Annotated in this window: 15 protein-coding genes and 4 tRNA genes; all 19 read right to left on the reverse strand. The window is 55.8% G+C overall.

Features of this window, described 5'->3' with window-relative positions; translation table 11 throughout:
* Nucleotides 1-104: 104 nt before the first annotated feature.
* On the reverse strand, nucleotides 105-689 hold the full coding sequence (locus PG722_RS00820; protein WP_270579376.1) for an S-layer homology domain-containing protein: 585 nt from the start codon (nucleotides 687-689) through the stop codon (nucleotides 105-107).
* A 153-nt stretch (nucleotides 690-842) separates the two neighbouring features.
* Nucleotides 843-916: transfer RNA gene (locus PG722_RS00825), tRNA-Cys, on the reverse strand.
* 3 nt (nucleotides 917-919) lie between these two features.
* Nucleotides 920-995 (reverse strand) — tRNA-Gly (locus PG722_RS00830).
* A gap of 214 nt (nucleotides 996-1209) precedes the next feature.
* A tRNA-Phe gene (locus PG722_RS00835) sits at nucleotides 1210-1285 on the reverse strand.
* A gap of 29 nt (nucleotides 1286-1314) precedes the next feature.
* Nucleotides 1315-1391, reverse strand: a tRNA-Asp gene (locus PG722_RS00840).
* A 110-nt stretch (nucleotides 1392-1501) separates the two neighbouring features.
* Entirely contained in the window at nucleotides 1502-2383 is an 882-nt protein-coding gene (gene hslO / locus PG722_RS00845; protein WP_270383771.1) for an Hsp33 family molecular chaperone HslO, read from the reverse strand.
* A 3-nt stretch (nucleotides 2384-2386) separates the two neighbouring features.
* Nucleotides 2387-3124, reverse strand: a complete 738-nt coding sequence (locus PG722_RS00850; protein WP_118360405.1) for a class I SAM-dependent DNA methyltransferase — start codon at nucleotides 3122-3124, stop codon at nucleotides 2387-2389.
* Complete coding sequence (locus tag PG722_RS00855; protein WP_110436460.1) at nucleotides 3117-3431, reverse strand: YerC/YecD family TrpR-related protein; 315 nt, start codon at nucleotides 3429-3431, stop codon at nucleotides 3117-3119. The genes PG722_RS00850 and PG722_RS00855 overlap by 8 nt, the downstream gene beginning before the upstream one ends.
* A gap of 1252 nt (nucleotides 3432-4683) precedes the next feature.
* Entirely contained in the window at nucleotides 4684-6900 is a 2217-nt protein-coding gene (locus tag PG722_RS00860; protein WP_270579377.1) for a DNA gyrase/topoisomerase IV subunit A, read from the reverse strand.
* Entirely contained in the window at nucleotides 6900-7907 is a 1008-nt protein-coding gene (locus PG722_RS00865; RefSeq protein WP_270579378.1) for an acyltransferase, read from the reverse strand. The genes PG722_RS00860 and PG722_RS00865 overlap by 1 nt, the downstream gene beginning before the upstream one ends.
* A gap of 23 nt (nucleotides 7908-7930) precedes the next feature.
* Nucleotides 7931-9925 (reverse strand): DNA gyrase/topoisomerase IV subunit B, encoded by a 1995-nt coding sequence (locus tag PG722_RS00870; protein ID WP_270579379.1) that lies wholly within the window; start codon nucleotides 9923-9925, stop codon nucleotides 7931-7933.
* Nucleotides 9926-10556: 631 nt separating this feature from the next.
* The gene (locus tag PG722_RS00875; protein WP_270579380.1) at nucleotides 10557-11087 is read right to left on the reverse strand and encodes a TIGR00730 family Rossman fold protein; all 531 of its coding nucleotides are present in this window, start codon (nucleotides 11085-11087) and stop codon (nucleotides 10557-10559) included.
* 188 nt (nucleotides 11088-11275) lie between these two features.
* On the reverse strand, nucleotides 11276-11458 hold the full coding sequence (gene rpsU / locus PG722_RS00880; protein WP_031472056.1) for a 30S ribosomal protein S21: 183 nt from the start codon (nucleotides 11456-11458) through the stop codon (nucleotides 11276-11278).
* 170 nt (nucleotides 11459-11628) lie between these two features.
* Nucleotides 11629-14037: a leucine--tRNA ligase gene (gene leuS, locus PG722_RS00885; protein WP_118480385.1), complete on the reverse strand. Its 2409-nt coding sequence runs from the start codon at nucleotides 14035-14037 to the stop codon at nucleotides 11629-11631.
* Between the two features lie 85 nt (nucleotides 14038-14122).
* The gene (gene rsfS, locus PG722_RS00890) at nucleotides 14123-14488 is read right to left on the reverse strand and encodes a ribosome silencing factor (protein WP_110436454.1); all 366 of its coding nucleotides are present in this window, start codon (nucleotides 14486-14488) and stop codon (nucleotides 14123-14125) included.
* Between the two features lie 67 nt (nucleotides 14489-14555).
* Complete coding sequence (locus PG722_RS00895) at nucleotides 14556-16061, reverse strand: LCP family protein (RefSeq protein ID WP_270579381.1); 1506 nt, start codon at nucleotides 16059-16061, stop codon at nucleotides 14556-14558.
* A gap of 18 nt (nucleotides 16062-16079) precedes the next feature.
* A complete protein-coding gene (yqeK, locus tag PG722_RS00900) occupies nucleotides 16080-16643 on the reverse strand; it encodes a bis(5'-nucleosyl)-tetraphosphatase (symmetrical) YqeK (RefSeq protein ID WP_270579382.1) in 564 nt (187 codons plus the stop codon).
* 159 nt (nucleotides 16644-16802) lie between these two features.
* On the reverse strand, nucleotides 16803-17396 hold the full coding sequence (gene nadD / locus PG722_RS00905) for a nicotinate (nicotinamide) nucleotide adenylyltransferase (protein ID WP_270579383.1): 594 nt from the start codon (nucleotides 17394-17396) through the stop codon (nucleotides 16803-16805).
* Entirely contained in the window at nucleotides 17393-17692 is a 300-nt protein-coding gene (locus PG722_RS00910; protein WP_110436450.1) for a YhbY family RNA-binding protein, read from the reverse strand. The genes nadD and PG722_RS00910 overlap by 4 nt, the downstream gene beginning before the upstream one ends.
* Nucleotides 17693-17703: the final 11 nt, after the last annotated feature.

Raw genomic sequence — 17703 nt, forward strand, 5'->3', positions numbered from 1 at the left:
TCTATCTTACCACAGGTTTCTGTTGTTTTCCGCAGGGAATTTCTTTAGATTTTATGAAGATGAAAAAAAGTCCCTCGGTTGAGGGACTTTTCTTTGCTGCGTGTTTATTTGCTGATTGCGTTGTAAATCATCTGCGCGGCATACTGACGCGGGAGTGCATCATCCGGCTTTGTATTTACAGAGACCAGAAGACCGTCTTTATCTGCCAGCTTCAAGGCATTTTCCTTCCACTGTGCACCGGTCAGACCATCCTTCTGTACATCGTGACCGCTGTATACCAGAAGCATTTTTGCGGCTTCAGCAGTCGTTACAGCCGCATTCGGTGCAAAAACCGTGCTCGACTTGCCGGAAACGATGCCGTACGCCTGACAATACTTAACGTAGCCGTTCGACCAGGTACCAGCCGTATCCGCAAACGTGTCGGTCATATCCTTTGCGTAGTAAGATGCATCATCCGAACCGGTACGCAGTACGAACATCATCTTTGCCATCTGGGCACGGGTGACGGGCGTGTCCGGCTTGAACGAACCGTCCTCAAAGCCCTTGATGACGTTCTTCTCGGTCAGGGTGCCGATTACCTTGCCATCCACCTTGATGCTGCTCTGGTCGGTGAATGCTGCACCGGCAAAGGCTGTTGCTGCGCAGGCTGCCGCCATGCTCAGCGCGATCAGTCGCTTTCTGAGTGTCATATTAAATTCCTCCTTTTATTGCATGGACGCCGTAGTGCATCCATAGGTGAAATATAACACAGTCTGCCGTATTTGTCAACCTTTACCTGCATTTGTGCAAATTCGTGTGATTTTGTGCAAAACAAAAAGACTGATGTTTTCACATCAGTCTTTTGGAGGTACCACCCAGAATCGAACTGGGGATCAGGGAGTTGCAGTCCCACGCCTTACCGCTTGGCTATGGTACCATGTGGAGCGGCTGACGAGGCTCGAACTCGCTACCTCCACCTTGGCAAGGTGGCGCTCTACCAGATGAGCTACAGCCGCATATTTAGTTTTTCGCGCTAACGCGATTTTTGTCAGTGCCGATTAGTTACCGGACGCTTCGGGTTTAACGCTCACGGGCGGAATCGCTTTTGCTGCGGCAAAAGCCACGGCGGTTGAAATATGCCACCGGCATATTTCTAAGAGCCGCCTTTCGATTCCTTAACCGAAAGGTAAGATTTATTCAAATGAGTGTCCAGACACTCATTTGAATAAATGGTGCCTCCGGGCGGAATCGAACCACCGACACGGGGATTTTCAGTCCCCTGCTCTACCGACTGAGCTACAGAGGCATATTCTTCAATCGTTTCCGATTGAAGAATGGCGACCCGGATGGGACTTGAACCCACGGCCTCTAGCGTGACAGGCTAGCGCTCTAACCAACTGAGCTACCGGGCCAGGCCGTCGTCGCTGTTTCGTTTTCGTTCGTATCTCTCAGCGACGATGTTTATTATACAGAACCTGTGCCCAAATGTCAACACTTTTTTCAAAGTTTTTTTATTTTCTTTTTATTTCGTTGCGTGTGTTAAAAGTTCCTGCAACTCTGCGCGGCTGAAACGATAGATTTTATCACAAAACTGGCAGGTTACCTCACTATTTTCCTGTTCTTCCGCCATCTTGCAAAGTTCGGTTTTTCCCATGCTGATCAGGGCGCGCTCTACTTTTTCACGGCTGCACGCACAGCGGTAGCCGATTTCACTGGTCTGCAGAAAATCTACCTCAAAGCCATCGAGCACCGCGCGGATGATGTCCTCGAGGCTCATGCCCTTATCAAGCATAGCAGTCATGCTCTCCAGCTTTGCCAGATTGGCCTCCAGCTTGTCAATGTCGGAATCCTTCACGCCCGGCATCAGCTGCACGAGCCAGCCGCCGGCGCACTTGACCGAGCAGTCGGTATCCACGAGCACGCCGAGCGCGCACGCAGACGGAATCTGCTCGCTCTCCGCGAAATAGCGGGTCAGGTCCTCGGCAATCTCGCCGTTGACGAGCGCAACCGTGCCCGTGATCGGGTCCTTCAGGCCAATGTCCTTAATCACCATCAGATAGCCGCGGCCGACACCGCCGCCTACATTCAGCTTGCCGTCCGCACGCAGCGGCAGATCGACAGCCGGGTCCTGCAGATAGCCGCGCACATAGCCGTCCGAATCACCGACACAGACGATCGCGCCGAGCGGGCCGTTGCCCTTGATCTGCACGGTCACGGAGCCGTCCTCGACCTTGAGCTGGCTGCCCATGATGGCAGTCGCGGTCAGCGTTCGTCCGAGGGCTGCGGTAGCCAGCGGCGTGGTGCTGTGGATTTCGTGTGCGCGCTCGACCAGCTCGGTCGTGCTGGCTGCACAAATCTGGATGCCCGCGTCACGGGCGATCGCGCGAAGTAACGTATCGCTCATAAGTTAATCTCTCTTTCGTGCTGTAAAGTAAATGCGGTCCTCGCCGCCCTGTACGGGCGCAAAGGACTGGTCGCCATAGGTTTTGATCTCGGTAAAACCGGCCTGCTCCAGCATGGCGGTCAGCTGTGCAGGCTCGTAGATGCGCTCCTCGTGCGTTTCCTGCGCACGGTGCCACACATCGTCCTCCTGCTCGAAAATATCGAACTGGTAGGCGCACAGGCCGTCCTCGACCGCCGCCTGCCATACGCAGAACACGCCGTCGTCCTCGCGGACATAGCTTTCGCCATCAATGCGGGCGAATTTTTCCGGTGTGTTGATGTCGAATACGAACAGGCCGTCCGGATTGAGGAACGTGTGTACGCGCTCAAAGGCAGTCTGCAGTGCTTCCGGCTCAGTGACGTAGTTTACGCTGTCCAGACAGCACAGGCACGCGTCTACCGCGCCGTACAGGTCCAGTTCTTCCATGCGCTGATTGAGCAGCAGTGGACGCGGCTCGCAGTCCAGCGTGTTCTGCAGCGCCTGCATGAGCATTTCCGGCGATGCGTCCGCGCCGATCATATCATAGCCGCGCTGCGCCAGAATGCGCGTCAGACTGCCGGTTCCGCACGCCAGATCGAGCACCAGCGATGGCTTTACGCCCTCCCGCTCAAACAGGCGCTCGAAAAAGTCTGCCCATTCCTCGTAGCCCACGTCATCCGTGAAGCGGTCATAGTATTCCGACAGGGTTTCGTAACTATTCATGGCTCTCCTCTGCTGTTTCGTCCTCCTTGAGCCGGTCGAGCATCTTGCGGTAGCCGTCCGAGCCATACACAAGGCACTTGTTCACGCGGCTGATCGTCGCGGTGGACGCGCCGGTCTCCTGCACGATATCGCTGTAAATGCGTCCCTCGTCCAGCATGCGCGCCACCTGAAAGCGCTGCACCATGGCACGCAGTTCGGCGATCGTGCACAGATCTTCAAAAAAGTCGTAGCAATCCTCGACCGTCTGCAGCTTGAGAATACCGCGGAACAGAATGTCCATATCCTCGTCCTTCAACTTTCGATTCATGATCTATCCCTCCCTACATTCGTTTTTTCGCTCTTATACCCTGTATTATAGCACATCGCTTTTATAGTGTAAAGCGTAAAAATATTTGGTTTTCACAGGTGGACAGGTGTCCGCGTGCGGCACTCTTTTCCGCTGCACCGGCTGAGCGGGGTGCGCGAACTACCGCAGGCGTGTTCGCCCTAACGGGCGGCACCTTTTCTGCACCGACCCTGCGGGGTGCGCGAACTGCCGCAGGCGTGTTCGCCCTGACGGGGCGGCTCCTTTTCCTGCACCGGCTGAGCGGGGTGCGCGAACTGTGTCAGCGTGTTCGCCCTGACGGGGCGGCTCCTTTTCCTGCACCGGCTGAGCGGGGTGCGCGAACTGCGTCAGCGTGTTCGCCCTAACGGGGCGGGGAGTTTTCCGCTGAACCTTAGCGGGAGGATTCGCCGTCTGCGGACGGCGGGAGCGTCGCGGCGCCCGCCGCGGGGGCAAAAAGGAAGGACAACCTGCGGTTTTCCTTCCTCTTTGAACTCCTACCTTTCCCTCGCTTCCTAATCTGGCGCAGATTTCCTATATGTGACCGCTGCGAAAAAGGGGTACGGCAGAGGATTTTTTCTTCCGTATCTTTCGCAACCGATTCGCAGTGTCAGATAACATACTGCTACACAGACCGGCAACTCTCCGCAGGCGCGGCATAACAGTGTCGCACAATTCGATAGCGCGTTATGATAGACAGCACCTACGAGGATAAATTGTGCCAAACACCTAAATTCGCAGGTGCCTTCCGGTATAACGTGCCAAAGGGTTGCGCGGCACTGTCATGCCGCGCTCTGCGTAGATGAACCCACATGTGTAGCAGAACAGTATCCGACACTGCGAATATGTCTCGACATGGGAGCACACTGTGCTCCCCTACGGTAGAAAAACTCCTCTGCCGTTCCCCTTATTTCACAGCGGTCACATGTCGGCAATCTGCGCCAGACTCTCCCAAAAGGAAGTGGGAGTTAAGAGGGTAGAAACCTTGGTGTCTACCCTCTTGCCCCGCCGCGGGGCGCGGCGAATCCCCGCGCTCCGCAGAGCGCAACTCCCCGCTGAATCTCAGCGAAAAACTCCCCGCCCGGAAAGGACGAACACGCTTGCGCAGTTCGCACACCCCGCTCAGCCGGTGCAGAAAAAGAGCCGCCCCGTCAGGGCGAACACGCCTGCGCGGTTCGTGTCCCCCGCAGAATCGGTGCAAGGAAAAAAACGCAGAGGAAACCCTCTGCGTTTCGCATTAAAGCAATTTGAGCTGCTTATCCGGCAGATCCTCATCGGTAAGCAATGCGCCGATGGACGGAATACTGCGGCAGCGGTAGCGCGCGTTATCGCTGAGCGCGGCGTCCTCGGTGCGGCACGCCCGCGTAATGGTATGCTTGCCGCGCAGCACCATGGTCTGCACGCCCTGCGTGGAACGGCTCGCCTTGACATCAAGCATGCTCGCGCGGAACGTGAGCGCACGGTTGGCGGTCGAGAACATGGTGATCTCGCTCTCCTCCTCGATTGGGTGGAAGAACGCCACAGCCGGCGCCTTATCCGAGTACGCGCCTGTCAGGCGGCGTCGGTTGGTCTTGGTCTCGAAGGATTCCATAGAAAACCGGGCTGCCTTGCCGTTTTTGAACACAACGACCATACTGCCCTTGTAATCTCCCGGCAGAACCGCATAAACCGGCATTTCGCCCTCGTCCATCTCGAGCTTAGACGCAAGGTAATCACCGAGCACAGACGCCTTGCTGTCCTCAAAATCGTACAGGTGCGCCTTGTACGCCTGCTGCATATTGGTGAAAAAGATAATTTCGTTCTTGTTAGTCGCCTCGGCAGTCCAGAACACCTCATCGCCCTCTTTGAGCTTATGGTCCTGCGACATGCGCCACGACTGCGGCGTAATCTTCTTGAAGTAGCCCTCGCGGGTGAGGAACAGCAGCACCGGATAATCCTCGATGTGGTCCTCCTCGTCGAACTGCTGCACGTTATCCGCGGTGATGATGCGCGTGCGGCGCTCGGACGGGTACTTCTTGATGATCTGCTCCAGCTCCTTGATGATGATATTGCGGATCTTCGCCTTGGATTTGACGATTTCCTCCAGCTTTTTAATCTCGTTTTCAAGTGCTTCGGTCTCCTGCGTGCGCTTCAGGATATACTCCTTGTTGATGTTGCGCAGGCGGATATCCGCAATAAATTCAGCCTGGATTTTGTCGATGCCGAAGCCTTCCATCAGGTTCGGGATAACATTTGCGTCCTCTTCGGTCTCGCGGATGATTTTAATCGCCTTGTCGATATCGAGCAGGATTTTGCGCAGACCGAGCAGCAGATGCAGCTTGTCCTTCTTCTTGTTGAGGTCGAAGAACACGCGGCGGCGAACGCATTCGGTGCGCCACGCTGTCCACTCATCGAGCAGCTCGGCTACGCCGAGCACGCGCGGCATGCCTGCGATCAGCACGTTGAAGTTGCAGGAGAAGCTGTCCTGCAGGGTGGTCATCTTCATCAGCTTGGCCATCAGCTTTTCCGGGTCGGTGCCGCGCTTGAGGTCGATGGCGATCTTCAGACCGGAAAGGTCGGTCTCGTCGCGCACATCGGCAATCTCGCGGACCTTGCCGTTCTTGACCAGCTCGGCGATCTTGTCGATGATAGCCTCGATGGTGGTCGTGTACGGAATCTCCGTGATCTCGATCAGGTTGTCCTTCTTGTTGTACGCCCATTTTGCGCGTACCTTGAACGAGCCGCGTCCGGTGCGGTAGATGGCACGCATTTCCGCTTCATCGTAGATGAGGTCGCCGCCGGTCGTGAAGTCCGGCGCGGGCAGCGTGGAAAGGATGTCGTGCTCGGGGTTTTTGATAAGCTCGATGGTCGTGCGGCAGACTTCCGCGAGGTTAAAGCCGCAGAAATTGGACGCCATGCCGACCGCAATACCGGTATTCGCGGACACGAGGATATTCGGATAGGTCGTCGGCAGCAGGGTCGGCTCCTTCATCTCGCCGTCATAGTTATCCACAAAATCCACCGCGTCGGTGTCGATATCGCGGAACAGCTCGGCACAGAACGCATCCAGCTTGGCCTCGGTATAACGCGGCGCGGCGTATGCCATATCGCGCGAGTATACCTTGCCGAAGTTGCCCTTGCTGTCCACAAACGGCATGAGAAGCGCCTCATTGCCGCGTGTCAGGCGCACCATGGTCTCGTAGATAGCCGCATCGCCATGCGGGTTCAGCTTCATGGTCTGACCCACGATGTTCGCGGATTTGGTGCGGTTGCCGTTCAGCAGGCCCATCTTGTACATGGTGTACAGCAGCTTGCGGTGGGACGGCTTGAAGCCGTCAATCTCCGGGATCGCGCGGGACACGATAACGCTCATCGCGTACGGCATGTAGTTCTCGCGCAGCGTGTCCGTGATGCGCTGATCGACCGAAGGGTGTTCTTTATATACTTTTGGTTCGTCGGTTTTCTTTTTTGCCATTATGCTCTCCTTTGCAGGATTTTCTTTCTACGTTTTGCGCCGCCCAGATACTCGCCGAACGGCAGATAAGACAGTATGACCGCAATCGCCAATCCGCCCGCAAGCGCAAGCGCAAACATCTGCCACAGCCGCAGATAAGTAACCTGTGGCTGCCGTGTCGTCCATTCGTTCCACAGGCGCAGCACCAGCGGATGTGCCAGATACAGTCCGAAGGAATGCCGCGCAATAAACTGCAGCGGCTTCGGAATCTCCGGCAGCCTGCTGAACAGCGACCACAGCACGGCCCATGTCAGCAGCGTGTAAACCGTTGCGTCCGGCCGCAGACCCATTTTATAGGCTGCCGCAGAATGTTCTTCCGTCAGCAGCACCAGCACCGCCGAAAGCACCCACAGCGGCAGACAGACGCGCAGACGCAGTCGGTCGCTCAGGCCAGATTTCGCCAGCCATGCACCGATGTTGTAGAACAGCGGCCAGCACACGAACAGACTGATCGGCGCCACCGGAAACTGCCACTGCAGCTGACCGACGGTCAGCAGGTAAATGACAATCTCCATACCGAAGGTCAGGCCTGCGGACAGGAGCAGCGTCACCGCCGGATGCCGCTCTACCGCACGGCAGAACAGCTCGCTGAGCAGGATCAGCTGCACCAGTATGAATATGTAATACAGGTGGACGTAACTGCCGCCTGTCAGAATGTTTTTGATCGGATGTGCATGCGGTTTGCCAAACACGGCGTCCACCGCAAGGTAAAGGACCGACCAGATCAGATATGCCGGCAGCACGCGTTTCAGCCGCCGCTTTGCTGTCTGCACCGCAGACTGACCGCTATGCTGCAGCCACGAGTACATGTGTCCGTAGCCGGACAGCATGATAAACAGCGGCACAGCAAACCGCGCTATCTGATTGCAGGATACACCGACCGGGTTCATGCGGCCTGCCGAAACGTGTATCATCACCACGGCCAGCGCCGCAACTGCCCGCAGGCCGTCCATTTGCCGAATCCGCATGTTGCTATCCCCCATTTTTGCCCTTACGAAATATCCGCCAGCTCGAGATAATCCGCGCCGTTCTCGGCAATATACTCCTTGCGTCCGGCGAGGTTGTCGCCGAGCAGCAGGTCGAACATTTCGCTCGTGGCAGCCGCTTCATCCGGCGTAATGCGGATCAGGCGGCGGTTTTCGGGGTTCATGGTGGTCTCCCACATCATTTCGGGCTGGTTCTCGCCGAGACCCTTGGAGCGCTGGATAAGAATCTTTTTGCCCTCCAGCTTTTTGAGGATAGCCGCTTTTTCGCTCTCATCGAACGCAAAATAGCTCTTGTCACGGTAGGTGATCTCATACAGCGGCGACTCCGCAATATAAACGTAGCCCTGTTCGATGAGCGTCGGCACCAGACGGTACAGCATGGTCAGAATGAGCGTACGGATCTGGAAGCCGTCCACATCGGCATCGGTGCAGATGATGATACGGTGCCAGCGCAGGCTTTCGAGGTCGAACGCAGACAAATCCTTTGCCGCCTTGCCGCGCACCTCGACACCGCAGCCGAGGACTTTGAGGAGGTCGGTGATGATATCATTCTTAAAGATTTTATCGTAATCCGCCTTGAGGCAGTTGAGGATTTTGCCGCGCACCGGCATGATGGCCTGAAATTCACTGTCGCGGCCCTGCTTTACCGAACCGAGCGCGGAATCACCCTCGACGATATACAGCTCACGGCGGGACGCATCCTTGGTGCGGCAGTCCACGAACTTCTGCACACGGTTAGCGAGGTCAATATTGCCGGACAGCTTCTTTTTGATATTCAGACGCGCCTTTTCCGCCTGTTCGCGGCTGCGCTTGTTGATCAGGATCTGCTCGGCGATCTTGTCGGCCTCGGCCTTGTTCTCGATAAAGTAGATCTCGAGTCCTTCCTTGAGGAACTCGGTCATGGCCTCCTGGATGAACTTGTTGGTGATGGCCTTCTTGGTCTGGTTCTCGTAGGAGGTCTGGGTGGAGAAGCAGTTGGTGACAAGCACGAGGCTGTCGAAAATATCCTGATAAGTGACCTTGCTCTCGCTCTTGTTGTACTTGTTGTTCTGCTTGAGATACGCATCAATGGCGGACACGAACGCCGAGCGAACGGCCTTGTCCGGTGCACCGCCGTGCTCCAGCCACGAGGAGTTGTGGTAGTACTCGATCTGCGACACCGCCGAGGAGAAGCAGAACGCGCACGACAGCTTCACCTTGTACTCGGCCTTGTCGGCGCGGTCGCGTCCGCGTCGTTCGCCCTCGAGGAACTGCACCGAGGTCAGCGGATTTTCGCCTGCCAGCTCGGTCACATAGTCCACAATGCCGTTCTGGTAGAGGAATTCGGTGGTCTCGTACCTGCTGCCCACCTGATTTTTCAGCACAAACTTGATGTGGCTGTTGACAACCGCCTGCCGCTTGAGCGTATCCAGATAATAATCCACAGGGATGTTGATATCCGTGAATACCTCCAAATCGGGCTTCCAACGGATGGTCGTGCCGGTTTTGCGCGCGTTCGTCGCCTTCTTGGTGTAGCCTTCCTTGGTGCCGGTCTTGTTTACGCCCTTTTCAAAGTGCAGGCCGTACTCGAAGCCGTCACGGATGACGGTGACGTCCATGTACTCCGAGGAATACTGCGTCGCGCAGGTGCCCAGACCGTTAAGGCCAAGTGAAAACTCATAGTTTTCGCCGGTGTCGTTCTTGTACTTGCCGCCTGCGTACAGCTCGCAGAAGACCAGCTCCCAGTTGTAGCGCTGCTCGTTTTCGTTCCATTCGATCGGGATACCGCGGCCATGGTCAGCGACTTCGATCGAGCCGTCCGCATAGCGTGTGGTGATGATCTCGGTGCCGTGTCCCTCTCGTGCCTCGTCGATCGAGTTGGACAGAATCTCAAAGACCGCGTGCTCGCAGCCCTCCAGTCCGTCCGAGCCGAAGATAACGCCCGGGCGCTTGCGCACACGGTCCGCACCCTTCAGCGAGGAGATGCTTTCGTTGCCGTATGACGGCTTTGCTTTGCTCATATATACTTTAACTCCCAATTTCCGAAGTTTTACTTACTTTATTATATCTGTTCAGATATGAAATAGTCATTTATAGCAATTTTACACCATATCATTGTTCATGTCAACGAAAAGCAGAACAATTGTTCCGTTTTCGCAAGCCATAGAAATGCTAAAACCAGACAAATCACTGCCTTGCCCCCCATTTTGCCCGAACGCAAAAATGCGCGCTCTCAGTTCCTGCTGAAAGCGCGTTGTATGGGGCAACACCGCGCAATTAAAGCAGCGGCTTCTTACACAGGCTCCGGCCGCGCTGCCGCGGTACTTTGCGGAAATTGTGTGGTATTGCCTAATGGGTGTCTTGCACCTCTTGTTTTTGGACTGTCCGGGAGCCTGCGCGGTATTCCGTCCCACAGGGCCAGACAGATTTTTGAAGGATTGACTGCTCACACAGTCGGAGAAAAAGATTCCCTATGAAGTATCTATTTCAAAAGGGATGGCAAGTGTTTTTATCACTCAGCTTGCTGTTCCCTTGCTGTGATTACAGGATACAGGAATCCCATGTCTAAAGTATGTAGAAAGTTTGAAGAAACCGTAAACATACCGTTTCTAAATTGAAAATGACGTGACCGCAAACCCGATACGTTCATTCTCAATTCAAAAGTGCTGTAACCTCTTCCAAGGTGTTCGCAAAATAGATTTTCTTCTGCCGTTCTTTGGTGGACAGCTCCATCTCGATCATGTGGTCGAGCAGTGCCTTCATATGGTCGTAATAGCCGTTGAGATTATAGAAAATGCACGGTGCATCCAGCTGGTTCAGTGCCAGCTTGCTCATCACCTCGGCGATTTCCTCGAGCGTGCCCGTACCGCCCGGAAAGGCGATGAACGCGTCTCCAAGCTCGATCATTTTGGTTTTGCGATCGGTCATATCCTCGGTGACGATCAGCTCGGTCAGACCGTCCAGCTGCAGCTCCTGCTCGATAAAAAAGCGCGGCTCTACGCCGATGACCTTACCGCCTGCAGCCAGTGCGCTCTCCGCGACCGCGCCCATCAGACCGACCCGTGAGCCGCCGTAGACCAGTGTATGGCCGTGCTCGCCAATCCATGCGCCAAGCTCGCGCACGGCGGTTTTAAGGGCAGGCTCGCGGCCCTCGTTTGCACCCAGATATACGGTTATATTCATAATTTTGTCCTCCATTATACAGGTGTATGCAGGGTTATCGGCGGTAATGCCGGAAATTCTGATTTGCTAATTTGCACCAGCTAATCGGGGTACGCAAACTGCGTAAGCGGGTTCGTGCGCCCTGCTGGGGCGGTGCAGAAAAAAGAAAAGAGCAGACGTTTAACCATCTGCTCTCTGGAAATTCTATTTTAGCGGAACTTCTTCTTCTTTGCGCGTGCAGCCTCAGACTTCTTGCGGCGCTTTACGCTCGGGCTTTCATAATGCTCACGCTTGCGGAGCTCGGAAAGCGTACCCGCCTTGGCACACGAACGCTTGAAGCGACGCAGTGCGCTGTCAATAGACTCATTTTCCTTGATGCGGATCTCCGACACAGTTTTCCCTCCCTCCGCACGTTCCCCTCATGGGGATCGCTTAGCACAGTTTGTATACATTCGTACACAAAACCGTAAGGATATTATATCGAATTTCCGCGTCAATGTCAACTACTTTTTCCCGTAGTTTTCGATTTTTTCTTTTTGACGCGGAAATCCGGCATTCCTTCTTACTTTACGACAAGGTTTACGATCTTGCCCGGAACAACGATCTGCTTTACGATCTGCTTGCCCTCGATGGCGTGCTGTACCTTTTCCTCTGCCAGTGCGGTGTCAATCGCAGTCTGCTTGTCCGCATCGACTGCCAGCTTAATAGTGCACTTCAGCTTGCCGTTTACCTGTACCGCCAGTTCTACCATGCTCTCGACGGTCTTGGCCTCGTCGTAGGTCGGCCACGGTGCTACAGAGAGCAGACCGGTCTCGCCCATCTGCTGCCACAGCTCCTCGGTGATATGCGGTGCAAACGGATTGAGCAGTGCCAGGAAGGTCTTGTACTCAGCCTTGTTTACGCCCTTGTCGTAGAACTCGTTGAGCATGGTCATCAGCGCTGCGATAGCGGTGTTGGCCTTGAGGTTGTCTGCATCCTCGCCGACCTTCTTGATGGTACGGTTCATAAGAACCTCGTGCTGCTCGGAGTAGGTGTCGCCGTCCTGCACCTTGTCAGCCAATGCCCATACACGCTCGAGGAAGCGGCGGCAGCCCTTGATGGACTTCGGGCTCCACGGAGCAGCCTTCTCAAAGTCGCCGATGAACATCTCGTACAGACGCATGGTATCTGCGCCGTAGGTGTCAACGATCTCGTCCGGGTTGACGACGTTGCCGCGGCTCTTGGACATCTTCTCGCCGTTCTCGCCGAGGATCATGCCGTGGCTGGTGCGCTTTGCATACGGCTCCTTGGTCGGCACTACGCCGATGTCATACAGGAACTTATGCCAGAAACGGCTGTACAGCAGATGCAGCGTGGTGTGCTCCATGCCGCCGTTGTACCAGTCAACCGGAGACCAGTATTTCAGTGCTTCCGGCGAAGCAAGCGCCTTGTCGTTGTGCGGGTCCATATAGCGCAGGAAGTACCAAGAGGAACCGGCCCACTGCGGCATGGTATCGGTCTCGCGCTTTGCCGGACCGCCGCAGCACGGACAGGTGGTGTTTACCCAGTCGGTCATGTGCGCCAGCGGAGACTCGCCGTTATCGGTCGGCTCATAGCTGGTTACGTTCGGCAGCTCAAGCGGCAGCTGATCCTCCGGCAGAGCCACATAGCCGCACTTGTCGCACTTGACGATCGGAATCGGCTCGCCCCAGTAACGCTGACGGGAGAATACCCAGTCACGCAGCTTGTACTGCACCTTGGCATGACCGATGCCCTTTTCACCCAGCCACTCGATCATAGCCGGGATAGCGTCCTTAACGGTCTTGCCGTTCAGGAAATCGGAATTTACCAGAATGCCGGTTTCGTCCTTTGCGGTGAATGCAGCCTTCTGGACATCCTCGCCGCCGGAAACAACCTCGATGATCTCACAGCCGAACTTCTTAGCAAACTCCCAGTCGCGGTCATCGTGCGCCGGGACAGCCATGATGGCACCGGTGCCGTAGCCCATCAGAACATAGTCGGAAACGAAGATCGGGATCTGCTTGCCGTTTACTGGATTGATTGCGGCAACGCCGTCCAGCTTAACGCCGGTCTTGTCCTTGTTCAGCTCGGTACGCTCGAAGTCGGACTTGCGGGCAGCCTCCTCGCGGTACGCGCGAATGTCCTCGATGTTGTTCAGCTTGTCTGCCCACTGCTCGATCATCGGGTGCTCCGGGGAGATTACCATGTAGGTCGCGCCGAACAGGGTGTCCGGACGGGTGGTGTAAACGGTCAGCGTATCGCCCTCAGTGGTCTTGAAATCCACCTCGGCACCGGTGGAACGGCCGATCCAGTTGCGCTGCTGAATCTTAACGCGTTCAATATAATCCACATCTTCCAGATCGTCGATCAGGCGCTGTGCGTACTTGGTGATGGCGAGCATCCACTGGCTCTTGGTCTTGTGAACGACCTCGCTGCCGCAGCGCTCACAAACGCCGTTGACAACCTCCTCGTTCGCCAGAACGCACTTGCAGGAGGTGCACCAGTTTACGCTCATTTCCTTCTTGTAGGCCAGGCCCTTCTTGAACAGCTGCAGGAAAATCCACTGGGTCCACTTGTAGTAGCTCGGGTCGGTGGTATTGATCTCACGCGACCAGTCGAACGACAGACCAAGGCTCTTGAGCTGGCTCTTGAAGCGTGCGATGTTCTTCTTGGTAACCTCTGCCGGATGAACATGGTTCTTGATGGCAAAGTTCTCAGTCGGCAGACCGAATGCGTCCCAGCCCATCGGATACAGCACGTTGTAGCCCTGCATGCGCTTTTTGCGCGCAACGATATCCAGTGCGGTGTAGGAGCGCGGATGGCCTACATGCAGACCCTGACCGGACGGATACGGGAACTCTACGAGCGCGTAGAACTTCTCCTTGTCCGAGTCATTCTCGGCATGGAAGCACTGCTTCTCGTCCCAGATGTCCTGCCATTTCTTTTCTACTTGTTTATGATCGTACTTCAACGGATTCTCCCCCTAAAGTGAGTTTTGGATTTTGAGCGCGACAACGCGGCGGACGTCGTTCCCGGCGCCGCCGCATGTCGGTATTTTACTTGTCCTCGATGCCCAGCTCTTCAAGCGTTACCGGCGTGCCGTCCTTCCACAGGTTCTCCAGATTGTAGAACTTGCGTGCCTCCGGCATGAATACATGCAGTACAGCGCAGCCGTAGTCCAGCAGCATCCACTGTGCGGATTCATAACCCTCGGTGTGGTGCGGCATCTCGTCATGGTCATACTTCAGGTGCCACTCTACATTGTCCGCCAGTGCCTTAACCTGCGTAGTGGAGGACGCAGAGCAGATGACAAAATACTCGGTCAGCTCGGTCAGGCGCTCAACATGCAGCACCTCAATGCCCTGAGCCTTTTTCTCGATCAGCGCTTCGCAAATCGCCTTTACAGTTTCTTTTGCAGTCAAAGTATAAACTCCTTTTGTGCGGCAGAAAAGGGTTTGCCTTTCTGCCGATTATGGTATATTGCCTTTATTATGCCTCGGGATCGTACGTTCCGCCGTCGTCCCCGCCGGAGGAAGCACCGCTGTCCTCTCCGCCGCCGGTGTAATCGCCGCCGGAGTAGTCGCCGCCGCTCTCCTCACCGGAGCCGCTGCCGTTGTCGCCGCCGGAAGAGTCTCCGCCGCTGTCGCCGCCCGAGTAGTCATTGTTATCCGAATAATCGCCGTCCGAGCCGCTGTTGTCGTAGGATGGCTCATCGTAGCTGTAATCCGGTTCTTCGTAATAATCCTCGCTGTAATCGTACGAGCCGGAGGTGTCACCCCATACATTATCTTCCTCGCCCGAGCTTACATAGCCGCCCGAGTAAGTAGTGGTATCCGGTCCGCCGACAATGTCCAGCTTGGAGATCGACTCCTCGTAGGGGTTGAAATACTTGTTTACCAGTTCCAGCGTCTGGTCGTAATACGGGAAGAAGAACGAATACTGCACCGAGGTGCCCGCCGTGCTCATCTTTCCGTAGCCGGGCAGTGTAAAGAACTGAATGCTGCTGTTGTCGATCTGCATGGCCTGCATGCCCATCCACAGCAGCTCTCCGGCGCTGAAGTCGGTCTTGACGTTCTTGAACACGGCCTCTGCGATTGAGCGGATCTTGGTCACGTTCTTGATCTGCAGCACCTGACCTGCCAGCGACTTGAGGAACTTCTGCTGATTCTCTACACGGCCTTCGTCGCCGTTGGTGTACTGTACGGTGTAATCGTTGTTGTGTCTCCAGCGCAGGAAGCCGACGGTCTGCTTGCCGTCCAGATGCTGCTGGCCTTTTTTCAGGTCGATGTGCAGATTCTGTGACGGATCATCGTACTTCATATCGAACGGCACGTCATAATCCACGCCGCCGATCGCATCCACGATGGCTGCAATGCCGTCAAAGTTGACGATAACGTATTTATCCGGCCGGAAGCCCATCAGACGCTCGATTTCCTTGCCCATCTGCTCGATGTTGCCGCCCTTGCCGCCGGTATCCATGCCGTAGGCCGCGTTGATTTTCTTGCTCGCGCCGGTCGCCGTGTTGTTGCACATGGTGTCGCGCGGGATGTTCATGACGTTGATGGTCTTATCCTTGGTATCCATGGTTGCGACCATCAAAGCGTCTGTTCGTGTTTCGTCCTCATCAACTGCACCGACCACGAACGTAAACACATCGTCAATGCGGGTGCCCGAGTTGAGCAGGCTGCTCACATCGACCTTATCGCCGTTTTCCTTGTCCTTGATCGTCGCCTGCGGCGAACGGACGAACCACACCGCTGCAGCAGCTGCACACGCGAACAGCACCAGCACAACCGCCATAACGATGGCAATGCGCTTGCCCTTCTGTCTGGGTGTCAGCTTTTTTTTCTCCTTCGGAGCCTTTCCCTTTTTGCCGCCCGGCTTGGGCGCCGAGATCGGCTGGTGGTTCCCTTCCGGCTTGGGCGCTGCCTGCTGTGCCGGAGTGCTGTCTCCGTTGCGGTTTTTCCTGCCGCCGCTTCCTCCGAATAGTTTCAAACGATTCCTGCCTCCATTTTACTTGTCCCGCCAACTGACACCCTGCCGGATCATATCATTATAAGCGGCAATGGTATCGCTGTGGATGAGTTTTCCGCGTGCGACCAGCTCGGTCAGCGTCTGGTCATAGCAGTAGAGCAGGGCACTGTCGATGTCGATCTGCGCCAGCTCACGCGCCTTGTCCACGCCGGAAAAATCACGAGTTTCTTCGATGTAATCCGCCAGATACAAGATCTTGTCAAGCAGCGTCATATGGTTCTTGCCGGTGGTGTGGCAGGCGATGGCATCGCAGATATCCTCGGGCATGTGGTATTCGGCCCGCGCGATGGCTGCCGCCGTCTTTCCGTGCAGCATTTTCGGCTCGCTTTTTTCGACGGTACAGGGTATTATACCGTATTTCTCGCATAAATTCAACTGTTCTTGCGGAGAAAGATATTTTGTTATGTCATGCAGAATGCCTGCGGTACCCGCTTTTTCCGGGTCCTCGCCGTACTTTTCTGCCAGCATGATCGCCGCACGCTCCACGCCGAGCGAGTGCTCATAGCGGTAACCCTGCAGTCTGGAAAGGATACTTTTACGCATTTCTTCATTACATAACATAACTTTTTCCCGCCTTTCTCTGTATTTCTTGCCGCAAAACTGCAGCTTTGCCGACAAGGAGGAACGAGCCGCAGGCTGTTCCTAAACTACTGATTTTGAACAAGCTGCTGTATTTATCTGTCAAACCTGTATTTTACAGGCTTAATAGCCGTACAAATGCTTTTCTTCGATGTAATCCGCGACCGACTCTGGTGTATAGCATCGCAGTGCACCGCCCTGCCGCAGCTCGGTTGAGGAAATGGTCAGGCTGTCGCCCTGCACCAGTTCTACGGTTGCACCGAGCGAGTCCTTGAGCGCCGCCGCCTTTTCACGCAGCGCGTCCCAGTCCTCATTTTCGCGGGCGCAGACAGCAAGCGAAGCCAGCCGCGCGATCTCGTCCGGCGCACGCCAGATCCTGTCAAACGAGAGCAGCATATCCGTGCCGACGATCAGGTGCAGGTCGGTCTCACCGCGTGCATGAAGCGCGCGGAGCGTGTCCACCGTGTAGCTTGCGCCGCCGCGGTCGATCTCGATGGTGTCCAACTGTGCCCACGGCATATCTGCCGTCAGGCGGCGCACCATTTCGCACCGGTCCTCTGCGGAAGCGGTGTTCTCCGGCAGAGCCTTGTGCGGCGGAATGTTAGTCGGAATGAACAGCACCCGATCTAAATTCAGCGCACGGTGCGCGAGTTTCGCCGCGTGCAGATGTCCCAGATGCGGCGGATTGAACGTGCCGCCGAGAATCCCTGTCCTCATTTTACCAGAACGATCTTGCGCTTGTCCTCATCGCTGGACTGACGGTACAGCACAAACTTGGAGCCGATGCACTGTACAGCGTCCGCGCCGGTGGCCTCGCAGAGCGCCTCGGATACCGTGCGCGGCGTCAGCATCGCACTCTCGAGCACCTTGCCCTTGACCAGTTCATGGGATTCGAGCAGCGCGTCCAGTTCGCGTTCTACCGCGTCGGTTACGCCTTCCTTGCCGATGATCAGCGTGACCGCCAGCGGGTTTGCCATTGCACGAAGCTGTGCGCGTTGTTTTGTGTTAAGCATAAATGTAAACT

Origin of the sequence: Butyricicoccus sp. OF27-2pH9A (assembly GCF_027693185.1) — a bacterium.
Lineage (GTDB): Bacteria > Bacillota > Clostridia > Oscillospirales > Butyricicoccaceae > Agathobaculum > Agathobaculum butyriciproducens.

Bases quoted from the DNA above. Each gene is read 5' to 3' on its own strand.
- PG722_RS00820 (WP_270579376.1), bottom strand. From the start codon at position 689: ATGACACTCAGAAAGCGACTGATCGCGCTGAGCATGGCGGCAGCCTGC.
- hslO (WP_270383771.1), bottom strand. From the start codon at position 2,383: ATGAGCGATACGTTACTTCGCGCGATCGCCCGTGACGCGGGCATCCAG.
- PG722_RS00850 (WP_118360405.1), bottom strand. From the start codon at position 3,124: ATGAATAGTTACGAAACCCTGTCGGAATACTATGACCGCTTCACGGAT.
- PG722_RS00855 (WP_110436460.1), bottom strand. From the start codon at position 3,431: ATGAATCGAAAGTTGAAGGACGAGGATATGGACATTCTGTTCCGCGGT.
- PG722_RS00860 (WP_270579377.1), bottom strand. From the start codon at position 6,900: ATGGCAAAAAAGAAAACCGACGAACCAAAAGTATATAAAGAACACCCT.
- PG722_RS00865 (WP_270579378.1), bottom strand. From the start codon at position 7,907: ATGCGGATTCGGCAAATGGACGGCCTGCGGGCAGTTGCGGCGCTGGCC.
- PG722_RS00870 (WP_270579379.1), bottom strand. From the start codon at position 9,925: ATGAGCAAAGCAAAGCCGTCATACGGCAACGAAAGCATCTCCTCGCTG.
- PG722_RS00875 (WP_270579380.1), bottom strand. From the start codon at position 11,087: ATGAATATAACCGTATATCTGGGTGCAAACGAGGGCCGCGAGCCTGCC.
- yqeK (WP_270579382.1), bottom strand. From the start codon at position 16,643: ATGCGTAAAAGTATCCTTTCCAGACTGCAGGGTTACCGCTATGAGCAC.
- nadD (WP_270579383.1), bottom strand. From the start codon at position 17,396: ATGAGGACAGGGATTCTCGGCGGCACGTTCAATCCGCCGCATCTGGGA.
- PG722_RS00910 (WP_110436450.1), bottom strand. From the start codon at position 17,692: ATGCTTAACACAAAACAACGCGCACAGCTTCGTGCAATGGCAAACCCG.